The sequence below is a fragment of the Porphyromonas sp. COT-108 OH2963 genome, from assembly GCF_000768895.1.
Classification (GTDB): domain Bacteria; phylum Bacteroidota; class Bacteroidia; order Bacteroidales; family Porphyromonadaceae; genus Porphyromonas_A; species Porphyromonas_A canoris.
This window is the reverse complement of record NZ_JRAP01000009.1, coordinates 89,092-112,657: the sequence shown is the minus strand read 5'-3', so window position 1 is coordinate 112,657 and position 23,566 is coordinate 89,092. Positions and strand designations below refer to the sequence as shown.

The window sequence follows — 23,566 nt, the reverse complement described above, 5'->3', positions numbered from 1 at the left end:
TAGCGATATTGAAGAAAGCGGAGAGAGATGAAGAGATTTTTCGCTCCGACTCTTGCGAGAATAAAAAAGTTGTCTTACCTTTGCAGAGCAAAAGACAAAAGGGTCTCACGATCTTGTCTTATCGGGGTGTAGCGCAGTCCGGTTAGCGCACCTGCTTTGGGAGCAGGGGGTCCCAGGTTCGAATCCTGGTACCCCGACAAATCGAGAAGCTCAATTTCCGCATCAAGGAGATTGAGTTTTTTTCGTATTCTATCCTTTTGAAATGGTCCTGTGTAGGGACATCCCTAACGATAAAAATCGTTATCTTTGTTATTCATATCCACAAAACAGCAGAGATGAAGAAATTTATCGGACTCATAAAACGCTTTGTGCCACCCTATAAGTGGTACTTGGTGATGAGTATTCTTCTTAATATCATATCCGCCATCCTCAATCTTTTCACCTTTGCACTCATCATGCCCATCCTGCGCATACTCTTTAAGCTGGACGCCGGAGTGTATGACATGAGATCATGGAGCGAGCTCAGCCTTGGCTCTATGAGTGGTCTGAAAGAGGGGGCAGAAATACTTAAACACAACTTCAACTACTATCTGACCCAAATGATAGAGACCCAAGGCGGCTCCTATACGCTGATAGTTCTCGGAGTGGCTCTTGTGGTAATGACGGCTCTAAAGGTTGGCACCTCCTATCTTGCAGGGTATGCACTTCTTCCAATCCGCACCGGTGTGGTACGGGACATCAGAAACCAACTCTACCGAAAGATGCTCTCTCTTCCGCTCTCCTTTTTCAGCGAAGAGCGCAAAGGAGACATCATTGCACGCGTGGCAGGTGATGTGAACGAAGTGGAAGTGTCTGTGATGAGCTCTTTGGATATGTTGCTGAAGAACCCGATAATGATCACGATATTCCTCGTAGGCATGATCGTGATCTCTCCGCAGCTTACCCTCTTCGTGTTCATACTTCTTCCCATTGCCGGATATATCATGGGACGAATAGGCAAGAAGCTGAAACGCACCTCCCTATTAGGACAACAACAGTGGGGACTCCTCATGAGCATGGTTGAAGAAATGCTGAGCGGCTTACGCATTATTAAGGCTTTCCGTGCAGAAGATAAGATGGACAGACGTTTCGGTGAATTTAATAACACCTTCCGGAGAACCTCTATACGCATCACTCGTCGCCAGATATTGGCTCATCCGATGAGCGAATTTCTCGGCACGGCAACGATAGCCATCGTATTGTGGTATGGTGGTACGCTTATTCTTGAAGGCAGCGACTCTCTCGAAGCAGCGACATTCATCTACTATCTTATCATCTTCTATAATCTTATCAATCCGGCAAAAGAACTTTCAAAAGGAGCTTATGCCGTACAGCGAGGCATGGCATCCTTAGAGCGGATAGACTCTATCCTCAACGCAGAAAACCCTATACAAGACCCTGCAACTCCGGAAGAGATTACGTTTGACAGGAGTATCAAGTTTGATAAGGTCTGGTTCCGCTACGGGCAATCGTGGGTGCTTCAAGACATAAACCTGGAGATACCGAAAGGGAAAACCATAGCCCTCGTCGGCGAAAGCGGCTCCGGAAAGAGTACGCTCGTGGATCTTCTACCACGCTTTTACGATGTAACGGAAGGCTCCATAAAGATAGATGGCAAGGATATACGTCAGCTCCGGGTGGCAGACCTGCGTTCGATAATGGGGAATGTGAATCAGGAGGCTATTCTGTTCAATGATACCGTCTTCAATAACATTTCGTTCGGTGTGCCTAATGCGACACAGGAAGAGGTGGAGCGGGCTGCAAAGATTGCCAATGCCCATGAGTTTATCTCTCAAATGGCAGAAGGGTATCACACCAATATCGGCGACAGAGGAGGAAAGCTGTCCGGCGGGCAGCGGCAACGCTTGAGCATAGCCAGAGCGGTGCTTCAAAATCCGCAACTGCTGATACTGGATGAAGCCACTTCCGCCCTTGACACCGCCTCCGAAAAGCAGGTGCAGGAAGCATTGGAAAACTTAATGAAAGGACGTACAGCCGTAGTGATCGCTCACCGTCTCTCTACAATTGTGAAAGCCGATATTATATGCGTTTTGAGTGAAGGAAAAATCGTGGAACAAGGCACACATCAACAGCTTCTTGCTCTTGAGGGTCATTACTCAAGATTATGCAAAATGCAACAATTCTAATCTATCTTAAACAGCTCCCGATATGGCATTATCAAAGACACGAAAGATATTTGTAGAAACAGCTCGCCAGCTTTTTGCGAAGATTGGAGTAGAGGCAACGACCATGAACGACATAGCTCAAGCGGCAAAAAAAGGAAGAAGAACTCTCTATACCTACTTTAGAAGTAAGGAGGAGATATTTGCAGCTGTGGTGCAGACAGAGTTGGACACCCTTTACGAAGAGCTTAGAGAGTTTTCGGAGATAGATCTTCCTCCCCAAGATAAGCTGGTCCGGTTTGCTCTTCGTCGCTTTCAGGCGATAGATAATATCGTCAAGCGAAACGGCTCTTTGGATGCAGACTTCTTTAGAGACATCATGCTTGTGGAGCGTACTCGCTTGAAGTTTGACATCAAAGAGCGCAGACTGATAGAGAAGATCCTGCAAGAAGGTGTGGATAAAAAGATATATGTGGTACGGGATGTAAAGTACATGGCATACATTATACAGAGTGCTTTCAAGGGGTTAGAGGTTCCTTTTATAAAAGGATTCATTAGTCTGGACAACGAAGAGATGAAAAACCATCTCATCGACCTCCGAAAACTCTTCATGAATGGGCTGTGTGGCAACTACAAGTAACAGAAATAACACAACAATAAAACCAATAAACAGATGAAACTTTTAGAAGGAAAAGTAGCTTTAGTTACCGGTGGCAGTAGAGGTATAGGTAAAGGTATTGCAATCGAACTGGCTAAACATGGAGCAAGTGTCGCTTTTACAGGTAGAAGCCTTAACGCCAATACCGAAGCGGTAGAGCAAGAAATAGCAAATCTTGGCGTGAAAGGAAAAGCTTATGCCTCGGATGCGGCAGACTTTACAGCGGCTCACCGGTTGGTGGAAGAGGTTATGAAAGACTTCGGTAAGATAGATATTCTGGTCAATAATGCCGGTATCACTCAGGACGGACTGCTCATGAGAATGACAGAGTCGCAATGGGACGATGTTCTGAACGTGAACCTAAAATCTGCTTTCAACCTTACTCACGCCGTTACTCCCATTATGATGAGAGCGCGTCAAGGCAGTATCATCAATCTCGGATCAGTGGTAGGAATTTCCGGGAATACAGGACAAGCCAACTATGCAGCCTCTAAAGCCGGTTTGATAGGCTTTTCCAAGAGTGTGGCAAAAGAGTTGGGCTCAAGAGGCATCCGCGTCAATGTCATCGCTCCGGGCTTTATAGAGACAGACATGACAGCCGAACTTCCGGAAGAATCAAAGAAGCAATGGGTTGCAGGATTGCCTCTCAAGAGAGCCGGTCAACCTGAAGATATTGCAGGCGCAGTAGTATTCTTCGCGTCCGATCTATCCTCATACGTTACAGGTCAAGTGCTTCCCGTTTGCGGAGGGATGGAGATCTGATCTAAAAGATAAGTGTAATGAAGCTTGAGATTCTCTACGAAGACAACCATATCATTGCGGTAAACAAAAAGCCCGGAGATATTACTCAGGGCGACAAAACGGGAGATACCACTCTTCCGGATATGATAATGGACTTCATCAAAAAGAGAGACAATAAGCCGGGAAACGTTTTCTTGGGGGTGATTCACAGATTGGACAGACCCACTTCCGGTGTTGTGCTGTTTGCCAAAACCTCTAAAGGACTTTCTCGTTTCAATCAACTTTTCAGAGAGGATAAGGTTTGCAAAGTTTACCATGCACTGGTAGAGCAACCTCCCGTTCAGGAAGAGAATCCCAAGCTTGTGCATTATCTCAAAAAGAACGAAGAGCAAAACAAATCCTATGTCGTAAGTAAGAACAGCCCCGGAGCCAGGGAAGCTGTTCTTGCTTACCGGACATTAAAGCAGGGTACACACTTTACGCTGTTGGAAGTAAAGTTGTTCACCGGCAGACATCACCAGATCCGCTGCCAGCTTTCATCCATCGGATCTTCCATAAGAGGCGATCTGAAGTATGGAGCGAAGCGATCCGGACCAAAAGGGAGTATCGGTCTCCATGCACGCACAATCTCATTCACTCATCCGATATCCGGCAAGGACGTAGAGATTACCGCGCCTTACCCTTTGGAGATAGACGGTGCATGGAAAGTGGCAAACGAGAAGTAACAACACATTTTTAAGATGAAGACTCTTCACTTTATAGCTCACAGCACCTGTTTGATAGAGACAGACGAGAGCTTTCTGCTCTTCGACTTCTACAACTCATCCCAAACAACTCCCACGCTAATGGGGCTTCTCTCTCATGAGAAGCCTCTTGTTGTTTTCTGCACACACTCGCATCACGATCATTATAGCCGGGATATGTTCAATCTGCTAACGCCTTTCCACCCCACTTATATCTTTTGCGAACAGGTACGAGAGAGTGTACCCGCAGATCGGATAGACGATGTGATATTTCTCTCCATCCTTGAAGAGTATGCTCTGAAAAGGCTTGGATTATCCCTGAAAGTGTACGGCTCGACAGACGAAGGCGGCTCTTTTTACCTCCGATTACGGGATGGATTTACAATTTTCTACGCCGGCGATCTCAACCATTGGCATTGGGATCAAGAAGCCAACGAATACTATCGCTCTCTGTATGCGGCTGCATATAAAGAAGAGCTTGCAAACCTCTCTGCCGATAAGCTCTATCCCATGGACCTGCTCCTGTTCCCTACCGATCTTCGCCTGGGTCCCAACTATCTTCAAGGGTTGGAAGAGTTTCTCCAAACGGTAACCACCACCCGATATTTTGCACCCATCCATTGGAATGGTACGCCTGACAACCTAAAAAAATTGGAGACAATTTCAGAAAAATTCGGGTTCAAGATTGTGGATACATCGCAAGGAACGATCTCTGCAATCCTTAAATAATCCCCGATATCTCACTATTTTATATTATATTTGTACAGTAGAGGTCTCCGATTGGAGCTATCTTATTATTAAAAACACACAAAAACATTACAGGTTATGAGTTTTGTTTTATCACTTATTATTGGTTGTGTTGCCGGATTCTTAGCAGGCAAATTGTTCCGTGATCGTTCTTTCGGAGTATTCATAAACACTCTGCTCGGTCTTGTAGGCGGGGCTGTCGGAAGTTTGGTTTACAGTCTGTTGGATATCCAAACAAGCGGTAGTAACTGGGGACAGTTCGTTATGTCTTTCATTGGAGCTTGTATCATTCTCATTATAGCCAATATCTTCCGTAAGAAATAAAGGCTTTTCGGACTAAAAACAGAAGAGTGATCTTCCAATAAAGACAAGAAAAAAGAAACATGGCACAGGAAAAGATACACCATTTAGCAGAGTTAGCTCCGATACAAGCACAGAAATACGGCTCCGATGCAGCCCTTAAAGTGCGTTCGGAAGATGGGAAATGGAGTAAGATCAGCTGGGTTACTCTTAGCGATTATGTACAGAGAACGGCACAAAGTCTCATAGAGTTTGGAGTCGCTCCTCAAGATTGCGTGGGAGTCTTTTCCGAGAACAAAGACAAGGTTGTCTATGCAGATTTGGCAATATACAGCATACGTGGAATATGTGTGCCCGTATATGCTACATCCGCTCCGGAGCAACTTCGGTTTATACTTGACCAAACCGGAGTCAAGATACTCTTTGTCGGTGACCAAATGCAGTATAACATTGCTTACAAGATGCTGAAAGAGATAGACTCTCTAAAGCAGATTGTGGTGTTTGAAACCAGTGTGCGCCTTCATCCGGAAGATAGTTCATCACTCTATTTTTCGGACTTCCTGAAGCTCGGAGATACCATCAATGCAGCTGCTGAAGTCAAGGTAAGAAGATCCAAAGCACTTCGATCGGATATTGCGACCCTTATATACACCTCCGGAACAACCGGACTAAGCAAAGGAGTAATCATTACTCACAACAACATTATAATAGCTCTCGAAGGGCACATCATCCGCATACCGGATATGGGACACTCTCATTGGTCTATCAACTTTCTGCCGATGTCTCACATCTTCGAGAAGCTCTGGAGTTATCTCTGCCTGCAACGTGGAGTACGCATAGCCATTTGCGACAAACCGAAAGAGATTCTGACCTACCTCAAAGAAGTAGAACCGCACTTCCTCTGCAACGTTCCACGATTCTGGGAAAAGGTGTATATGGGAGTACAGGAAAAGATAGAGACCGCCTCTCCATTTGTCCAAAAAATCTTGAGAAGAGGGCTTGAGATAGGTAAAGAGTACAATCTCAAATACAAGATACACGGGCTCACTCCTCCTCCATTGCTTGCCATCAAGTATGCTTTCTTCAATAAAACCGGCTTTAGTGCAGTAAGAAAAGCAATAGGTCTCTCGCATGGAAAACTTTTCCCAACGGCGGGAGCGGCTCTCCCTATCAAGATCAACGAATATCTTCAATCCATGGGCATTCCGATCGTAGTGGGTTACGGGCTCAGTGAGACCTCAGCCACCGTCTGCTTCTACCCTCAAAAGAGATACATTCTGGACTCTATCGGCGAGACACTGCCCGGTGTTTCGGTAAAGATAGACCCCGATACGGGAGAAATCTTAGTAAAGGGAGGCACAATAACACCCGGATATTATAAAAACCCGGAAGCAACAGAAGCCGCCTTTACAGCCGACGGATGGTTCAAAACAGGAGATAAAGGACGCATGGAAGGGCAGACCATATTCTTTGAAGAACGGCTCAAAGACCTCTTCAAGACTGCCAATGGCAAGTACATATCCCCTCAACAGATAGAGGGCTTGCTATCATCAGACAGATACATAGAGCAGATAACTGTGATTGCGGATAACCGACCCTATGTGAGCGCATTGGTGTATCCCAACTGGAGTGCGGTGCGCACGGCACTGGACAAGCGCCAAGTGCCGAACAAAGATCTGTCAGAAACAGATCTTGCAAAGATAGAAGAGGTACACACTCTTATCGAAGGTCGCATAGAGCAAGCCCAACAAGGCCTTGCATCGTTCGAGCGTATCAAACGCTTCCATATCCTTTCGCAGCCGTTCTCGATAGAGACAGGCGAGCTGACCAATACACTCAAAGTAAAACGCCGTGTGGTACAAGAGAAGTACGAAAAGGAGATCAGCGCCATCTATAACGGTCAGAGTGCAGACATAAAATAGCATCGGAAGATCCTGTTTATAGGATTTTCGGAGATAAGGCTCTGTATGATTTTGGGAAAAGAGGACACTCCTCCACCCCATCATACAGAGCTATTTTTTGCCCTTATTTTTCATCTCGAAACGGCAAAAAACAGAGTCATTTCAGCGTGCACTTTTATATAAAAACGGAGTGCCGTTTCTCCTCATTTTCAACCTCGTGGAAGAGAAAAAAAGAGAGCGATGCCAAGAGCAATATAAGGATAAAGATCTCTATTCTGAAAGCAATAATCTGAAAGACAAACTAATACAGAAAATCTCAAAAACGGAGTCAACCCTCCTCTTGGTCTCATTCAAGCCCCTTTTTTGCGTTAATAGAGTTTAATTTTGGAGTATTCATTGTAAACATTCTATAAAGACAAAATGACTCAAAAAGTGCCCAAAAAGCATAGAAAACAGATAAATCACTAATAATCAGCAAACTAACCAAATTTTCTAAACACTTTAATTGAATCCGGTAAACGTATTAAATGAAATCGGTAAATACGTTTACCGGTTTCGTTTAATACTTTAAGCCGACAAAATATACTGCTTTATCGTTTTGAGTGAACCTGTATCGAAAATAGCGTTAATAAAATGAGGCGAATTTAACAATTCGATCGTGCTCTAAAAACAACCCCTCCGATCAAAATAGAGAGCGACCATCAGAGAGCTGTTTTCAACGGGATGGAATATATAAAAATAGCCTCTCCGTTTCCCCCATTTTCGAGTTCCCCAAAAGAGAGAAAACCAGCCGTTGTTTTTCCGAAATATTCTTCTTTTTGGAGAGACTTGTTCTTCAAACGGAATTGAAGTGGTGCCTCTTTTTTATCATAGTTTTGGGAAGACTTAAAGAAATGGTTCCTTTCACCGGAGAGACTCATCCAAGCCAACAGATAATATAGACAACAAGAGAGGCTATCCTCTACCTTCATTTTGGTACGCTCTCTCTATTTCGTTATCTTTGCAGGACGGACATAACATGAAACACATACAATAATTTCTTTAGATTATGGCAACAGAACAGCTACTCCAACTCGTCACGAGTAAAGCTCAGCAATGGCTCACGGACGGATACGATGCGGAAACACAAGCGGAAGTGCGCCGCATGATGGAGTCAGAAGATAAAACATTGCTCATAGAGTCGTTCTATAAAGACCTCGAATTTGGTACGGGAGGGCTGCGAGGCATAATGGGCGTAGGCTCCAATCGCATGAACAGATATACGGTAGGTGCTGCCACACAAGGGCTATCCAACTACCTGAAAAAAGAGTTTGCATCTCTTCCCGAAATTAAGGTGGTCATAGGACACGACTGCCGCAACAACTCTCGTAAGTTTGCAGAGATAGCGGCAGGGGTATTTGCGGCAAACGGCATAAGGGTTTACCTGTTTGAAAATCTTCGTCCTACTCCGGAGGTCTCTTTTGCCATTCGCACACTCGGCTGTCAAAGCGGCGTGATGATCACGGCATCGCACAACCCGAAAGAGTACAACGGCTACAAGGCATACTGGAGCGATGGTGCGCAGATGATTCCTCCGCATGACAAGAACACGATAGCAGAGGTGAATCAGATACGAGACGTGAAAGGGATAAAGTTTGATGGTCCTGCCGACATGATAGAGATATTGGGAGAAGATATGGACAAGCAGTTCCTTAATGCCATCGCATCTCTTTCTCTCTCTCCCGATGCGGTAAGAGCGCACAGCGACATGAAGATTGTCTACACTCCTATCCATGGTTGCGGACAGAAACTTGTACCGGCTGCGCTTCGTGCTTTCGGCTTCAAAAACATCATCTCGGTACCTGAACAAGAAGTTATCAGCGGAGATTTCCCTACCGTTGTATCTCCCAATCCGGAAGAGCCTGCCGCTTTGAAGATGGCGTTGGACAAGGCAAGAGAGGTGGATGCCGACCTTGTTTTGGCATCGGATCCCGATGCAGACCGCATAGGCTCCGCTATTAAGGACAACAACGGAGAGTGGATACTGGTCAATGGTAACCAGACTTGTCTGCTCTATGCTTACTATGCAATAGAGAAACGAAGAGAGAGCGGACAGCTCAAGGATAACCAATACATCGTAAAGACGATAGTTACAACCGATCTTATCCGCACTATTGCCGAAGCAAATAATGTGGAACTGTACGACAGCTATACCGGTTTCAAGTGGATAGCAGACATCATAAGACAAAACGAGGGCAAGAAAGAGTACCTCGGCGGAGGCGAAGAGAGCTACGGCTATCTGTGGGAAGACTTCTGCCGGGACAAGAACTCCGTCTCTGCTTGTGCCATCCTTGCCGAAATAGCAACGTGGGCAAAGGAGAAAGGTATGACTGTCTACCAACTTCTGGATCACATCTATACCGCTTACGGATTCTCTTACGAAGTGGGCGTTTCCATTGTCCGCAAAGGTAAATCCGGTGCTGAGGAGATAGAAGGAATGATGAAAGGATACAGAGAGAGACCTATGAACACCATAGATGGATCACCTGTAACCGAAATGCTGGACTACGTAGACCTGAAGGGAAGACTACTTCAACAAAACGAGGAATTCACTCTCGATATGCCGACCACAAGCAATGTTCTACAATATAGAACGGCTGACGGCACAAAGCTATCCATACGTCCTTCCGGAACAGAACCGAAGATCAAGTACTACATAGAGGTACACTTGAAGGTAAAAGAAGGATCAGATCTTGAAGTTATCCGCCAAGAGGCTCGTGCCAAGGTGGAAAGGATAAAGTCCGAACTCGGTATATAATCCGACCTATCTCTTCTGACAATGAAGATAAAAGAGAACCGCCGACAATCTTTGGTTATGGCTCTGAAGACCATAGCCGTAAAGGGATCGGCGGTTCTCTTTATTTGTTGTGTTCTGCTCATCTCTTGTAAAACCTCTCCAAAGGTTACGGGAGAAATCGAAATAGACTTCAACTCCCCCATTGCCGCTGCCACAGCACTTTCTTACGGTGTTGTATTTACCAATGAAGGCAGTGGAGAGAGAGCGGCACTGGATTATAATCTCATCTACAACTCCTCTTTCAATCTTGGAGCATACGTTCCTCCCCTTTGCCGATACAGCTCGGTGGAAAAGAGTTTGACTACTCCCAACGGCTACACACTGCCCTACCCGGAGCAGGGAGTGTGTACGGGCTGGGAAGTAGAAAAGGGCAGGCTCGACCTTGTATCGGATAAAGAGCAAAATCATCTTATGAGAGCGGTTCCGATAGCCTCGGATTCCGTTAAGAGTGTTTGCCGTATCCTCTCCAACAGAGCCGATACAAAGTTTTCCGTTGCCGCTGATGACCGGATGACACTTCGGTTCAAAGCTCGTGGGTTGAACAGCTCCGTGACACTGCGTTGCTACATAGAGCATAGAGACTCACTGCGCATCTCTTCTCCCATAGAAGCTATGTGCGAAGGGGGGGATAAGTTCGGCACGTTCTCCAAAGAGCTTAAAGCAGATCTTTCGGCAGATAGTGCATACCTTGTAATAGAGACAACCGGTGCGGTAGAGCTTGACGATGTATCTCTCTTTGCCTTCGGGTACAACAAAGAGCAGGAGTACGCCCTCCCGAAAGGCTCGTTAGAGCTGCTCAAGCAACTCAATCCCTCTTTCACTTCATTCCCCGGAGGAGGTTTGGCAGACGGCTATTATGAAGAGACTTATTACGATTGGGCGTCCGACTCTTCATCCCGTTCTCTTTGGACATTGCAGGGCAACGAGTTCCCCAAACAATTTCTGCTTTCTCACTTCCTCTCTTTGAGCAAGGAGACAAAGAGCATGCCTCTGTACGTTGTCAACTCCGGTATCACTTCCATAAAGGCATTACCACGACATGAGAGCGTATCCGAACTGCCCAACAGAACCGAAAAGCTGAGGAAAACAATAAAGTACATATCCGAAAATACCACTTCTCTCATTCCGCCCGATACCTCTCTTCTCTCCAAAACATCACTTCCGAAGATTGTATTTGGTAGCGGTATGCGTGGAGAGGAGTACACTCGAAGATTCCTTTTGATGCACAATGCTTTCTCGCCGGACTCGACCGGGGTGGAGCTTATACCGGGTGGAGTGTTGGAGATATGGCCTACACCCAACTTCTCATTCGCCCACACCACACAGGAGATACAGCATACCGACAGCTTTATAGCCTCTCTCCCTCCGGAACGAGACTCTTTGGTCTATATGAGACAGCCGGAACTTTACGGAGAGATCTCCTTTCCCTCCGTTCTGGAAAACGAACAGGTTCGGTGGCCTCAGCTTGTAGACAGAATGTTGTTGATAATCGAGCTTGAAAAAAGAAGAGAGCAGGTCAAAGGGATAGCCTTTTCTCCTCTCTTTGCGGACAGATTTCGCTGGAATCTACTTCCGTTATTCTACACGCACGGAGGGGTTTCCAAGGGCAGCAGTCTGTATGAACTGCTCCTCCGGACAAGCACAAACAGCGGAAGCAAACTGCATCCCTCTGCCAAGAAAAAGGTGATACCCGACACCATAGACGACCTCCATCTCTCCTGTACATCCTCTGCCGATGATGGAGAGTGCTATATAAAGGCGGTGAATACCACTCGTCACGAACTCATCTATAAGATCAACCTCAAGAACACAAAGCGAGAGTACAAGCATCTGCACATCACAAGATTTCGGCACAAACACCCGGAATCCGTCCCGCAAACCCCGCAGTTTGAAGTGTATGAGATAGAGAGTGAAACCTCTCTATATGCCGACTCCGCTCTGAAAAACCTTACGATCTCTCCTTACGAGCTGATCATTCTAAAACTATTCTGAATCCCGAAACCACCATGAAGCATACCCGGAGATACGTACAGATATTAACATTAAAGCCCGACCCCGACCTCATCCGCACCTATAAGCAGTGGCACACCAAGGGAAAGATATTCCCCGAAGTGGTGGAGGGGCTTAGAGCCATCGGGATAGAGGAGATGGAGATATACATAGCCGACAATCGGCTCGTGATGATAGTAGAAGCCGAAGAAGGATTCTGTTGGGACGAGGCTTTTGCCACGCTTGCCACCATGCCGAGACAGGAAGAGTGGGAGGCTCTGATGGGACAGTTCCAAGAGTGCAACCCCGGCAGCTCATCTGCCGAAAAGTGGAAAATGACGGAGCTATTCTTTAAGCTCTCCGAAATGTAAGCGGTCATGAAAGCAGGCTCTATCTTCCGAAAAGAGGGACAATCCTATTTCATCCCTTTTCTCATCGTTACTCTCTGCTTTGCCTTATGGGGATTTGCCAATGACCTTACCCACCCTATGGTAAAGGTCTTTTCCAATATCTTCTCCATCTCCACCCTGCATGGCTCGCTCATTCAGGTAGCTTTCTACATGGGCTATATGGTGGCGGCACTTCCGGCAGCCTTTTATATTCGCAAGCGGGACTTCGCTTCCGGCATACGAATGGGGCTTTGGATATATCTTCTTGGAGGACTTCTCTTCCTGCCTGCCGCCTTTTCGGAAAACTTCTATATCTTTTTACTTGCCTACTTTGTTCTCACCTGCGGACTCTCCTTTCTGGAAACCTCGTGCAATCCGTACATCCTTTTGTTGGGAGAGAGCCGTAGTGCGTCCCGAAGACTCAACCTCGCTCAGAGCTTCAATCCCGTAGGTTCGCTGACGGGAATGTTTGTGGCAATCTACTTTATTCAGGGCAGGCTGGCAGAAGTAAGCACTTCCACCGAGACCTCGACCCATCCGGAGCTGTGGATTGTAGTGATGCCTTACCTGGGTGTTACCGTTGCCGTGCTGGTGATGCTGCTACTCTTTTATGTAGCCAAACTCCCTAAGATAGAGGGGCAAACAAGGAGCAGAGAGAGGGGTGAACCGCTCTTCAAACGCATCCGGACACTGCTATCCATCCCAAGTTACAGGAGAGGCGTTGTGGCTCAATTCTTCTACGTGGGAGCGCAGATAATGGTCTGGACCTACATCATTCACTATGGCAGCTTCTTCTTTATGGAAGAAGGTCTTACACGATCCGTGGCAGAGCAACGGGCGCAAGGCTACAACATCGCAGCAATGATCCTTTTCTGCCTGTTCCGGTTTGTCAATACCTCTCTGATGAAAAGGTATTCCGCCCCGGCTCTACTCCGTTTCTATGCGGCTCTTGCCATCCCTCTGCTCATCGGAGCAATGCTTCTGCCATTCCCATTCGGGCTGTTTGCGATCGTAGCCATATCGCCTTGTATGTCTCTGATGTACCCCACAATCTTCTCCGTCTCCATGGAAGAGGTGAATAGGGATAAAAGCTTAGCCGGAGCTCTTTTGGTGATGGCAATAGGGGGTGGTGCTTTAATCCCTCCACTCCAAGCCGCCATAATAGATCTCCAAAACAGCATCGGAGAGTGGGCTGTAAGGGTATCTTTTGTGGTGCCGGCGGTCTGCTTCATGGTGATCTTCGCTTTCGCCCATTCCCGCCTTAAAGTTCGGAGGTAAAACTGTTCGGAATATCGCTTCGGACAAAGCTCTGTTTTTATATATTTCATCCCGTCCGACCACTCCAAAATTTCCGCTCTCTATTTTGATCAGACCCCTTGCTTTCAGAGGGTGGACAGAGTGTTAAAACAGCCCCATTTCATTAACACTAATTTCGATACCTGTTAAGCCAAAATGCTAAACGAGCATATTCTTTCGGCTTAACGTGTTTAATTTTTCAATAAACACGTTTACCAATTTCATTGAACACGTTTACCGGATTCGATTAACGTGTTTAGAATTTTCACTTATAACGCTGAATATTAGTATATTACCCATTCTTCTCTATTTTTGGCTGTTTTCAGGCAGATTTCTGCATTGATTTTCATTAACAATCAAACCCCTCAAAAGGACTGTTTTTTAACCATAATTTAGCCCCTCAATCCGTCCGGGAGGAAAAAATTTCTGAATTCGAGATATTCCATATAAGCCTGAAAACAAGAAGATTACAGCATCAATTCAAGATTTTCATCCGGAAATGGAGAAGAAAATGAGAGTGTCGAGTTCCGACCCTGATCACCCGTTTTTATATAAAAGCTCCCATCAAAAAAGAGCACCTAACACTCTTCACAGACCTGTTAGATGCTCTTGAAAAACAACATAGATTTGTTCATGTAAATTCGTAGAACGATCTACGAAAAAGAAAAGATTTTGACGGTTTATGGGTTAGTTAGTATATCTGTGTATAGAAATCGCTTGATGCTACGCTTCGGAGTCTTTTCAAACTCCTCGTCACGCAGTACAAAGCTTGCCACTTGCTCGTATGAAGCAAGCTGTTCGTTCAGATGAGCGATATTTTGCTTCATGATCTGCTCCAGCTGTTCGGTGGTAAGCTTTTCCTTTTGCACTCTTTCCACATCGGGATAGATAAGAGCGACAAGCTTTTGAGAGCTGTTCATCACGATCAGTGTCTCCCCTACATACTCCATCATGGTGAGTTTGGCTTCTATACCCTCCGTGTATATATTTTGTCCGCTCGGACCCAAAAGCATCGTTTTACTCCGTCCTTTGATAAAGATATTTTTCTGTCTGTCCATGTATCCGAGGTCTCCCGTACGCAACCATCCGTCTGCAGTAAAGAGTTTTTCTGTCTCCTCCGCATTTTTGTAGTAGCCCTTGCACACATTCTCACCTCTTACCTGTATCTCTCCAATGCCTGTGGCAGAATCCGGTTCAAATATACGCACCTCCATAATCTCCTTTAACGGCTTGCCGCAAGAGTTTGCCACGTACTTCTGGTGATGTTCGTAAGAGATAAGAGGAGCGCACTCCGTCATGCCGTATCCTACCGTGAATGGAAACTTAGCCTTTTTCAAAAAAGCAACAACTTCCTCGTTCAGAGCGGCACCTCCCACTATAAACTCACGAAAATTACCTCCCATGTTTTCAAACAACGTGTCTCGAACTTTCTTGTAAACAATAGAAGATAACAGCGGAGTCTTGATAAGAAATTTTGCTGCCCCCTTACCGATCTTCGGCGTGATAACGTTCTTGTATATCTTTTCAAGGATTAGCGGAACGCTGATAATAAGATGAGGCTTCACATCTTTCAGGGCTTTAACCAAGATGGATGGCGTTGGAGTCGTACCGAGAACATAGATGTGAGTACCGCATTGCATGGGTGTAAGAAAGTTGAAAGCACAGCTATAAGCATGAGCCATAGGCAAAAAGCAGAGCACTCTCTCTTGCTCGAACATCAGCTTAAGGTAGTTGGCATACGTTACATTGCCCGCAAGATTGTTCGCAGTAAGAATCACACCTTTGCTGTAACCCGTTGTGCCGGAAGTATAGTTGATCAACATCACCTCATCGTTACTGATGTGCGGATACGCTATATCTTCTTTTGTGAAGTCGTTGGGGTATTTCTCCCGAAAAAGAGCCTCGACATCAAGAGAGACCAGACTCTTATTGATGGAAAACTCCTCCAATGGCTTCAGACTATCTATATCTATAACTACACTGACAGCCCCCATCCGGGACGGCTCCATAACCTTGTAGTGAGACTGCGAAACGAATACCACTCTGGAGTCTGAGTGCTCGATGATATGCAGAATATCATTCGCATGAAAGTCTTGAAGGATAGGCACTATGATCGCACCGTAGGTAATCACTCCGAGATATACCATACACCACTCCGCCGAGTCTTTTCCGATCAGTGAGATCTTATCTCCTTTCTGAACGCCTGCCTCCTTTAACAACAGATGTACTTTAGCTATGGTCTTGGCGACATTCGCATAAGTATATGTGGTGGCATTATTATAGTTGGTTATCGCAGGAAGATTCCAGTATTTTTTGAAGCTATTCTCGTATAGCTCTATAAAGTTCTGCTGAATCATGATTCAATATTGCACATTTTGTGTTGTTTGGTGCAAATATAGATGTTTTTTTATATTCTTCCAAAGAGAGAAGGGGTTACGAGGGGCCGTAATTGGAAAAGCGAGGGAGTTATTGTATCTTTACTTTCCCAAAAAATCTTACTATTCAATATTCTAAAAAATGAAAACCTACAATATAGATGCAGACATCTGCCGCAAAAACAGCGGATGTACAAAATATGATGCTATTGCACCATTCATTCCGAAAGGGCATGAAGTGATCCCTCTATGGATTGCGGACATGGACTTTGCCACTCCTCCTTTTGTACTGGATGCTATAAGGAAAAGGCTGGAACACCCTGTCCTCGGCTACTCTATCCCGACAGATGAGTATAAAAATGCGGTCATCAACTGGATGAAAAACCAATACAACATGGAGGTATCGCCTGAAGAGTTTTGCTATACTCCGGGTATTGTGTCAGGGATATACAAGCTATTGCAGTTCTTGACAGATAAAACGGACGGCGTGCTTATCTGTCCGCCTGTTTATCCTCCCTTTTCGGCAGTCATCCGAAACACCGAACGCACTCTCGTGGAAGCACCTTTGAAGCTTGAGAACAACAGATTTGAGGTAGATTTTGACTTGCTGGATGAAAAGTTGAAATCTGCCAAAGTGATGATCTGGTGCCATCCGCACAATCCCGGAGGCCGTGTCTGGAGTCAGGAAGAGTGCGCCAAGGTCGTCAAGCTATGCCGTAAGCATAATGTCATGATCATCTGCGATGAAATCCATGCAGACCTTACATTTACCCCGAAAAAACATCAACCGATGGTTCTTTCCTGCCCGGAAGCTGCCCAATGCGTTATTACCCTGCAAGCTCCATCCAAGGCATTCAACATGCCGGGCGTTGTTGGCTCTCAGCTTATAGTGCTTGAACCTGATCTGAGACAACGTCTGTTCCCTTATCTTGAGAATAGCGGTCTTCAGATCGGAAACTCTTGTGCTTTTCCGGCAATCGCTTCCGCCTATAATAATGGTAAGGAGTGGCTTGATGACACACTACGCTATATACAAGAGAATATAGCTTATGTCCGTGAGTTCTTATCCTCTCAACTCCCAATGCTGGAGATGATCGAACCGGAAGCTTCATTCCTGATCTTTATCAACTTTAAGGCACTGAACCTTTCGGATGAGGAGCTTAACCGCTTCCTTCTTGAAGATGCAGGCGTGATGCTCAACCCCGGTATCACATTCGGGACAGGCGGCGAGGGCTGGATGCGACTCAATATAGGCACAACAAGAAAAAGGTTGGAGCAAGCCATGAAGCAGATAAAAAGAGCTGTGGATAAGCTCCTCTCCAAGTAATCAAAACTCTTTCCATCCTCATTTTCTTCAAAAAGGTAATCCGAAGTAGTGCGAACACTGCTTCGGATTACCTTTTTGCTTCTATATCAATAGCCGTTAGCTGACACGGCTATTGCAAATATTCTTAAGTCTACGCCTTACAGATTTGCATACAAACAAAGCATCGAAGAGTAGCAGATACTATCTTCGATGCTTTTATGTCGGGGTGACTGGATTCGAACCAGCGACCACACGCCCCCCAGACGTGTACTCTAACCGGGCTGAGCTACACCCCGCACTCAATTGCCGGACAAAGGTAACAACTTTTCCTTAATTCGGCAACACATTACCCCCACTCTGTCGAAGAAAAAGAAGAATATACTCCCTCTTACGGCACTTTTATACCTTTTAAGACACAGCTCTTAAAGTATAAAATATAAAGGCTAACTTTACATGACAAGCACCATCAAAACAAGAGAGACAAAGCTAATAGCCAAGACTTTTAAGCCTCCATAAACTGCGAAAAAATATGTTCACTCAACTCCAACTACTCATGGCACTGCTTCCCATAATCTTTATGATTCACGACTTTGAGGAAATAATTCTATTCAGATCATGGATAGATAAGAATAGAGAGGTGTTAAAGCAACATTTCAACAAACCTTACCGCTATCTCCATTCACGTGGTTACACAGAGCTTTCCACTTCAACCTTTGCCGTGGGTGTCTTTCACGAGTTTCTGTTTCTCTCTTGCACGACATTCTTTGGGCTGTATTTCAATCTTCCCGAACTCTGGTTTATCGGATTTATGGCATATTTCATCCATATCCTTATCCACATAGCCCAATGGATTATCTACCGACGATATATTCCGGTGGTCGCTACTTCCCTACTCACTCTTCCATACTGCATCTATACATTTATCATATTTTCAGATAGCAACTTTCTCTCTGTGCAAGAACTCATTATCTACTCTGTCATAGGATTCGTTGGAATGATTTTGAGCATTCCTTCTGCCTATTTTTTCATGTCAAAGTTTTCACGTTGGGAGAAAAGATTTATACAAGAACAGAAGAAATAAAAATAATGTCCCGAAAGATAAGCCTCAACACTTTATCTTTCGGGATATTATCTATCTCTTTCGAGAAGATAGAAGTTCATCTTACCGGCAGCAGTCTCACACCTCTACCGCCTCGGCAGAAGTTCCGGTATCGAACAACATCTTATACCAAGCCTTAAATCTTATCACATCATCCTCACCAAAGCGAGAAAGTCCACGCAAAATCTGTTCGTACGACTTCTCTTCCGTCGGCTCGGTTTTAGAGAAAAACTTATCCGCCACACAGATAATAATCTCCTCCAGACTCTGAGGAACATAAACCCTATCCACAGGAAAGTCCCAGCCTCGTTGCAGGATGGTGTGATGATATAAACCTGTTCCCGTATGTCTTTCCGCCACCAGCGCATGAGCTTCCAAGCCTGCGGCTCTAAGGCGTTCCGCCCCGACCAGTCCGTGATAAATATAAGGTCTCTCCCCGTAACAGCCTATCTTGGGAGCGTGACAGGCATCCACGCCAATGTCGTGCAGCCATGCGGCTTCTTCTATGAACTCCAAGTTGAGATCCCAATGCGGATGAAGCCCGGCTATTTCCAGAGCTTTCTGTGCCACTCTATACGAATGTTCCACAAGGATCTGCCGGCAAAGCGTCTCTTCCGGATAGTACTGCTCAAATATCGGAGCTACGACAAGGGGCATTTGGATCGGATTCATATCTATCGGGATAAAGTTACAGATGAGGATGTTTCTGCAATATACAGTGTGCCGCACCCAGCTTCAGCTTGGCTTTTACCATGAGCGGTATTCGGTACTTATCTTCCGAAATCCACAGCTCGACGTTATCATTCTTTCCGGTGAACGCTTCATCGTTGATGCTGAGCACCATCTTTATTGCAGGCACTTTAGGAGACCACGGCATGGAGATCACTTCTCGGCTCACCACCACAACCCTACACGGGACGAGGTCTTTACCTATCGGAACGTAGAAGTTGTAGCCTCTGAACTTTCCCGAAACGCCATCGGGCAGAGGAATATCCTCCGAACGAATAAATCCGAAAGCCGCAACCATATCAAGAGCCATCCGCTCTTTGGGCACGCTGAAGAGTGTGTCCACCTTCATTTCGGAGAGTGTATATCTCTTGCTGCGAATGGATGTGAAGCGAGGCGAATAGTCGTACTGAATCTCATCTATCAGATAGTAGCCGTTTTCCCTCACCCTTTTCTCCCAGCGAAGAGGTTGATAGTTGGAGTTATAAAGCGTGGAGAGCGTATCTTTCATAGGGAAGACCGAGTATATCATGCCCGTAGTCTGAAAGTGCAGTTCCCGGAACCACTGCTTGCCTCCACCCAGTTCTCTTGTAGAAACAGAGGCAAGACCGGCACGTCCGTTTATGATCCCCCACTTGAATCTCACTTCATACTCCAAGCGTTCTCCCTTATAAAATCCGTAGTGATCCGCTCCCTTCTTCTCCTGCGCCAAGGCGAAAGAAGAGGTAAAAAGGAGGATAAACAGCAGTATAAAGCGTTGTGATAGTTTTGTTGTCATTCAAATCCGTTTAGTTAAAATGGAGACGGCTCTTTCGGCAATGGAATAATGTCGAAGCCGGTGTACGGAACCAGAGCTTTCGGAATGCGAATGCCTTCCGGCGTCTGATTGTTCTCCAACAATGCTGCCACGATTCGTGGCAGAGCCAATGCGCTACCATTGAGTGTATGTGCCACTTGCACCTTGCCCTCGGCGTCTCTGTACCGGCACTTGAGTCTGTTTGCCTGGAAGCTCTCGAAGTTCGAGACCGAACTCACCTCCAACCAACGCTCCTGTGCAGCGGAAAAGACCTCGAAGTCATAAGTAAGAGCAGATGTAAAGCTCATGTCTCCGCCACACAGACGAAGGATTCGCCAAGGCAATTCGAGCTTATCCACCAAAGACTGAACATAGTCCACCATCTCTTGAAGAGAGGTGTAAGAGTGTTCCGGTTTGTCTACCCGAACGATCTCCACCTTGTCAAACTGATGCAGTCTGTTGAGTCCGCGCACATCTTTTCCATAGCTACCGGCTTCTCTGCGGAAGCATGCCGAATAGGCTGTAAGGCATACGGGCAGACTCTTTTCTTCCAAGATAACATCTCTGAAGATGTTCGTAACCGGAACTTCCGCCGTAGGGATAAGGTAGAGATTGTCTGTCTGGGCATGGTACATCTGTCCCTCTTTGTCGGGCAACTGACCTGTCCCGTAAGCAGAATCTTCATTCACCACATAAGGAGGCATTACCTCCAAATATCCTGCCTCTCTTGCACTGTCGAGGAAGAAAGATATGAGGGCTCTTTGCAGCCTTGCGCCATATCCTTTATAGAGAGGAAATCCTGCACCGGTAATCTTTACACCCACCTCGAAGTCTATCAAGTCGTAGTTCTTCACCACTTCCCAGTGAGGCAGCTTGCACTCATCCGTAAGATGGGGCATGCATCCGCCCTCCTTCACGCATACATTGTCCTCTGCTTTTGTACCTTCCGGAACGATGTCCGCGGGCAAGTTCGGGATTTGGACTATCAGGTTCAGAATCCGGTCTTCCAGCTCTTTCTTCCTGCTTTCCATCTGCTTACTGCCCTCTTTTAGAGAAGCGATCTGTGCTTTTGCCACCTCCGCGTCATCCCTCTTGCCCTCTTTCATGAGCAAGCCTATGGATTTTGAAATCTTGTTTTGTTCGGCAAGATTTTCATCCAATCGGCGTTGAGAGTCGCGTCGGTCGTTGTCCAGACCCAAAAGTTCGTCTATAATCTGCTCTCCCTTAAAGCCTTTAACGGCAAGTCTTCGGATAGCTTCTTCTCTGTTTTCGTGAAGATATTTTATGGATAACATCTCTATATTTTTATTTTATTATGCCTGTCTGATACATGCGCAAGGGCAATTGTAACAAGGCAAAGGTAATAAATTTTAATGGAGTCTGTGGCGAAATCTCCATAAACGAAAGAGAATCCCGAAATTAACCCTTATAAAAAAGGTCTTAAACACGTTTATTTCTCACTCTTAACAGGTTCAAAAATGAGCCTCAAGACTTGAATGGCAGAGATCGGCGTTTGCCCCCTGCAAATCGAGGCTTGAATGCCACAAACCAAAACCCGATTTCAACCATTGAACGTGAACAATATAATTTCTAAACATATTCAGTACAACTTCCGAACAGATTCAGCCCGATTTTCTATTACTTCACTCCTTTTCATTCCCTCTTTTCGCACACCGGGACAAAACGACATAAAGAGACCTTCCAAAGTAATAAACGGCTCTATCCTAAGAGTTTGAAAATAAAAAAGCAGGCAAGAAGGAGCGGAAAAAGAACGAATAACAGGAAAAACAGATGTTAAAAATCCTCTTGTGAGACAGGCTCTTTAAGGTTTTTCAAAATAGCGAATAAAATATTTTTACTTTCAAGAAGAAAAAGCTAAATTTGCGCCTTAGGGAAAACCAAACATTACGAACTATTACATATCCGTTTATGACTTCTATAGACAATAAAGTTCAATCTTTGGCTGATAAGATTTACGCCGATGGTGTAGAGAAAGCGAAGAAAGAAGCAGAAGAGATTCTGAACAGCGCACAAGCTCAAAAAGAGAAAATCCTAAAACAGGCAAAAGAAGAGGCTGATGCTATACTGCAACAGGCACAACAAGATGCCGTGAAGGAGAAAGAGACAGCAACAGCCGAGATAGTGATGGCTGCAAGACGTGCGATAGACTCTCTTAAAAGCGAAATGGCAGGTATCCTCAACGACTCTGCCATATCTGCCGGAGTGGCTGCCGCTGCCGGAACACCGGATAAGATATACAACCTCATAGTGGAAATGGTGAAAGCATGGAGCGCGAAAGGCAACATGGAAATATCCACAGCCGATGCGGATGCGTTGCAAGCCTACTTTGCTTCTCATGCACAAGAGACTCTGAACAAGGGCGTAAGCATCAAGAGCATCAACGGTAAACCACACTCATTCGAACTAAAGCCGGAAGGACAAGGCTACAAAATGGTCATCGGACAAGAGGAACTTGAAGCGTACTTCCGAGAGTTCTTCAGACCGAGACTCCGTGCCATACTTTTCCCGGAAAAAGCATAGGACTGCGAAATGGCGCATTACTATACATTAGGTGCGGAGCTACCCGGACTTAAACAGGAACAAACCTCTCTTTCCTACTCTTCGCTTGAGTTGTGGGAAGGGATGATGCGTCCTCAGTTTTCCAAAAGAGACATTCGGCAGATGGAGCTGCTCTTTCTGCAGGAGGACAACAAGACTCTCATCAAGCTGCTCAAAGGGCTTCCCACAGAGATCCCGACCGTGCCGGTTACCCTCGGAGAAGATACGCTCAGGACGCTGATCCGTGCCGTAGAGGAGTGCAGAGACGAGGAGAACGATGAGCCAACTCCGATACCCGAAAATGTACCGGCATATATGGTTCGGTTTGTCGAAGAGTATCTGGAGGGCAAGTTTGAACAGAATGGAGCCAAAGGGTTTGCGGAAGATTTTCTTGCCGTGGCATACTACGACCATATCCGCAAGAAGGCAATAGGATTTGTAAAGAAGTGGGTGGATCTGAACGCCCATATAGCAAATATCATGGCGGCAACCACTGCCAAGAAGTTCGGATTGGATATTTCGTCTTATCTGGTCGGAGCCTCTCCTTTGACAGAGATACTCCGCCTCTCTTCCTGGACAGATCTGCAGTTTTTACCCGGAAGCGACACGCTTCAAGAGATCATAAAAGTAGCGGAAGAGAGCAATCTGTACACGAGAGAACGCCACTTGGACACGATCCGCTGGCGGTTCCTCGATGAGGTTGTATTCTCCGACACCTTCTCCATAGAGGCTATGATGGTCTATTTTCTCAAGACCCGAATCATAGAACGATGGACTACACTGGACAAAGAACAGGGAGAAATAGCATTCCGAACCCTGATAAGTTCGCTCAACAGCGATGGCAAACAGAAGCTTGCAAACTTTGTGGAGAGCACAAAAAACAAGTCGAAAAGCGTTGCCGATAATCAACAAACAGAAAAAGTATAAATACCTACACGATAGA

Annotated in this window: 19 protein-coding genes and 2 tRNA genes; 16 read left to right on the top strand and 5 right to left on the bottom strand. The window is 45.7% G+C overall.

Going from position 1 to position 23,566, the window contains the following annotated elements:
• Positions 1-122 precede the first annotated feature (122 nt).
• The 12 genes from HQ39_RS06280 to fucP all read left to right on the top strand — a co-directional run bounded on the left by HQ39_RS06280 (position 123) and on the right by fucP (position 13,744).
• A tRNA-Pro gene (locus tag HQ39_RS06280) sits at positions 123-197 on the top strand.
• A gap of 138 nt (positions 198-335) precedes the next feature.
• Positions 336-2,186, top strand: a complete 1,851-nt coding sequence (locus HQ39_RS06275) for an ABC transporter ATP-binding protein (protein ID WP_036847400.1) — start codon at positions 336-338, stop codon at positions 2,184-2,186.
• A 22-nt stretch (positions 2,187-2,208) separates the two neighbouring features.
• Positions 2,209-2,802 carry a TetR/AcrR family transcriptional regulator gene (locus tag HQ39_RS06270; RefSeq protein WP_052079503.1) on the top strand — a complete coding sequence of 198 codons (594 nt, stop codon included), beginning with the start codon at positions 2,209-2,211 and terminating at the stop codon, positions 2,800-2,802.
• 33 nt (positions 2,803-2,835) lie between these two features.
• A complete protein-coding gene (gene fabG / locus HQ39_RS06265; protein WP_036864746.1) occupies positions 2,836-3,582 on the top strand; it encodes a 3-oxoacyl-[acyl-carrier-protein] reductase in 747 nt (248 codons plus the stop codon).
• 17 nt (positions 3,583-3,599) lie between these two features.
• Complete coding sequence (locus tag HQ39_RS06260) at positions 3,600-4,286, top strand: RluA family pseudouridine synthase (RefSeq protein WP_036864745.1); 687 nt, start codon at positions 3,600-3,602, stop codon at positions 4,284-4,286.
• 15 nt (positions 4,287-4,301) lie between these two features.
• Entirely contained in the window at positions 4,302-5,033 is a 732-nt protein-coding gene (locus HQ39_RS06255; protein WP_036864743.1) for an MBL fold metallo-hydrolase, read from the top strand.
• A 96-nt stretch (positions 5,034-5,129) separates the two neighbouring features.
• Complete coding sequence (locus HQ39_RS06250; RefSeq protein WP_036864740.1) at positions 5,130-5,375, top strand: GlsB/YeaQ/YmgE family stress response membrane protein; 246 nt, start codon at positions 5,130-5,132, stop codon at positions 5,373-5,375.
• 59 nt (positions 5,376-5,434) lie between these two features.
• Positions 5,435-7,273, top strand: coding sequence for an AMP-dependent synthetase/ligase (locus tag HQ39_RS06245; protein ID WP_036864738.1), 1,839 nt, complete (start codon positions 5,435-5,437; stop codon positions 7,271-7,273).
• A 1,027-nt stretch (positions 7,274-8,300) separates the two neighbouring features.
• Positions 8,301-10,049 (top strand): phospho-sugar mutase, encoded by a 1,749-nt coding sequence (locus tag HQ39_RS06230; protein ID WP_036864732.1) that lies wholly within the window; start codon positions 8,301-8,303, stop codon positions 10,047-10,049.
• A 21-nt stretch (positions 10,050-10,070) separates the two neighbouring features.
• Positions 10,071-12,080, top strand: coding sequence for a hypothetical protein (locus HQ39_RS06225; protein ID WP_152565520.1), 2,010 nt, complete (start codon positions 10,071-10,073; stop codon positions 12,078-12,080).
• Between the two features lie 14 nt (positions 12,081-12,094).
• Entirely contained in the window at positions 12,095-12,448 is a 354-nt protein-coding gene (locus HQ39_RS06220; protein WP_036847258.1) for an L-rhamnose mutarotase, read from the top strand.
• 6 nt (positions 12,449-12,454) lie between these two features.
• Positions 12,455-13,744 (top strand): L-fucose:H+ symporter permease, encoded by a 1,290-nt coding sequence (fucP, locus tag HQ39_RS06215; RefSeq protein WP_036864727.1) that lies wholly within the window; start codon positions 12,455-12,457, stop codon positions 13,742-13,744.
• 698 nt (positions 13,745-14,442) lie between these two features.
• On the opposite strand, the gene HQ39_RS06210 is transcribed toward fucP, so the two are convergent.
• Positions 14,443-16,119, bottom strand: a complete 1,677-nt coding sequence (locus tag HQ39_RS06210) for an AMP-binding protein (RefSeq protein ID WP_036864725.1) — start codon at positions 16,117-16,119, stop codon at positions 14,443-14,445.
• A gap of 160 nt (positions 16,120-16,279) precedes the next feature.
• Here HQ39_RS06210 and HQ39_RS06205 point away from each other — a divergent pair, with 160 nt between their 5' ends.
• Entirely contained in the window at positions 16,280-17,464 is a 1,185-nt protein-coding gene (locus tag HQ39_RS06205) for a MalY/PatB family protein (RefSeq protein ID WP_036864723.1), read from the top strand.
• Between the two features lie 200 nt (positions 17,465-17,664).
• Here HQ39_RS06205 and HQ39_RS06200 read toward each other — a convergent pair.
• Positions 17,665-17,739 (bottom strand) — tRNA-Pro (locus HQ39_RS06200).
• Between the two features lie 233 nt (positions 17,740-17,972).
• Between HQ39_RS06200 and HQ39_RS06195 the strand changes: the two genes are divergently transcribed.
• Complete coding sequence (locus HQ39_RS06195; RefSeq protein ID WP_036864719.1) at positions 17,973-18,524, top strand: HXXEE domain-containing protein; 552 nt, start codon at positions 17,973-17,975, stop codon at positions 18,522-18,524.
• A gap of 96 nt (positions 18,525-18,620) precedes the next feature.
• On the opposite strand, the gene HQ39_RS06190 is transcribed toward HQ39_RS06195, so the two are convergent.
• The 3 genes from HQ39_RS06190 to serS are packed head-to-tail and all read right to left on the bottom strand — an operon-like array spanning position 18,621 to position 21,359.
• Complete coding sequence (locus HQ39_RS06190) at positions 18,621-19,214, bottom strand: HD domain-containing protein (protein WP_052079502.1); 594 nt, start codon at positions 19,212-19,214, stop codon at positions 18,621-18,623.
• A gap of 16 nt (positions 19,215-19,230) precedes the next feature.
• Positions 19,231-20,046 (bottom strand): DUF3108 domain-containing protein, encoded by an 816-nt coding sequence (locus HQ39_RS06185; RefSeq protein WP_036847274.1) that lies wholly within the window; start codon positions 20,044-20,046, stop codon positions 19,231-19,233.
• A 14-nt stretch (positions 20,047-20,060) separates the two neighbouring features.
• Positions 20,061-21,359, bottom strand: a complete 1,299-nt coding sequence (gene serS / locus HQ39_RS06180) for a serine--tRNA ligase (RefSeq protein ID WP_036864716.1) — start codon at positions 21,357-21,359, stop codon at positions 20,061-20,063.
• Positions 21,360-21,993: 634 nt separating this feature from the next.
• Here serS and HQ39_RS06175 point away from each other — a divergent pair.
• Positions 21,994-22,605, top strand: coding sequence for a hypothetical protein (locus HQ39_RS06175; RefSeq protein ID WP_052079501.1), 612 nt, complete (start codon positions 21,994-21,996; stop codon positions 22,603-22,605).
• 9 nt (positions 22,606-22,614) lie between these two features.
• The gene (locus HQ39_RS06170) at positions 22,615-23,550 is read left to right on the top strand and encodes a DUF2764 family protein (protein ID WP_036864713.1); all 936 of its coding nucleotides are present in this window, start codon (positions 22,615-22,617) and stop codon (positions 23,548-23,550) included.
• The last annotated feature ends 16 nt before the right edge of the window (positions 23,551-23,566 follow it).

Excerpts from the sequence above, each read along its gene's own strand:
- HQ39_RS06275 (WP_036847400.1), top strand. The coding sequence starts at position 336 with ATGAAGAAATTTATCGGACTCATAAAACGCTTTGTGCCACCCTATAAG.
- HQ39_RS06270 (WP_052079503.1), top strand. The coding sequence starts at position 2,209 with ATGGCATTATCAAAGACACGAAAGATATTTGTAGAAACAGCTCGCCAG.
- fabG (WP_036864746.1), top strand. The coding sequence starts at position 2,836 with ATGAAACTTTTAGAAGGAAAAGTAGCTTTAGTTACCGGTGGCAGTAGA.
- HQ39_RS06260 (WP_036864745.1), top strand. The coding sequence starts at position 3,600 with ATGAAGCTTGAGATTCTCTACGAAGACAACCATATCATTGCGGTAAAC.
- HQ39_RS06255 (WP_036864743.1), top strand. The coding sequence starts at position 4,302 with ATGAAGACTCTTCACTTTATAGCTCACAGCACCTGTTTGATAGAGACA.
- HQ39_RS06250 (WP_036864740.1), top strand. The coding sequence starts at position 5,130 with ATGAGTTTTGTTTTATCACTTATTATTGGTTGTGTTGCCGGATTCTTA.
- HQ39_RS06245 (WP_036864738.1), top strand. The coding sequence starts at position 5,435 with ATGGCACAGGAAAAGATACACCATTTAGCAGAGTTAGCTCCGATACAA.
- HQ39_RS06230 (WP_036864732.1), top strand. The coding sequence starts at position 8,301 with ATGGCAACAGAACAGCTACTCCAACTCGTCACGAGTAAAGCTCAGCAA.
- HQ39_RS06225 (WP_152565520.1), top strand. The coding sequence starts at position 10,071 with ATGAAGATAAAAGAGAACCGCCGACAATCTTTGGTTATGGCTCTGAAG.
- HQ39_RS06220 (WP_036847258.1), top strand. The coding sequence starts at position 12,095 with ATGAAGCATACCCGGAGATACGTACAGATATTAACATTAAAGCCCGAC.
- fucP (WP_036864727.1), top strand. The coding sequence starts at position 12,455 with ATGAAAGCAGGCTCTATCTTCCGAAAAGAGGGACAATCCTATTTCATC.
- HQ39_RS06210 (WP_036864725.1), bottom strand. The coding sequence starts at position 16,119 with ATGATTCAGCAGAACTTTATAGAGCTATACGAGAATAGCTTCAAAAAA.
- HQ39_RS06205 (WP_036864723.1), top strand. The coding sequence starts at position 16,280 with ATGAAAACCTACAATATAGATGCAGACATCTGCCGCAAAAACAGCGGA.
- HQ39_RS06195 (WP_036864719.1), top strand. The coding sequence starts at position 17,973 with ATGTTCACTCAACTCCAACTACTCATGGCACTGCTTCCCATAATCTTT.
- HQ39_RS06190 (WP_052079502.1), bottom strand. The coding sequence starts at position 19,214 with ATGAATCCGATCCAAATGCCCCTTGTCGTAGCTCCGATATTTGAGCAG.
- HQ39_RS06185 (WP_036847274.1), bottom strand. The coding sequence starts at position 20,046 with ATGACAACAAAACTATCACAACGCTTTATACTGCTGTTTATCCTCCTT.
- serS (WP_036864716.1), bottom strand. The coding sequence starts at position 21,359 with ATGTTATCCATAAAATATCTTCACGAAAACAGAGAAGAAGCTATCCGA.
- HQ39_RS06175 (WP_052079501.1), top strand. The coding sequence starts at position 21,994 with ATGACTTCTATAGACAATAAAGTTCAATCTTTGGCTGATAAGATTTAC.
- HQ39_RS06170 (WP_036864713.1), top strand. The coding sequence starts at position 22,615 with ATGGCGCATTACTATACATTAGGTGCGGAGCTACCCGGACTTAAACAG.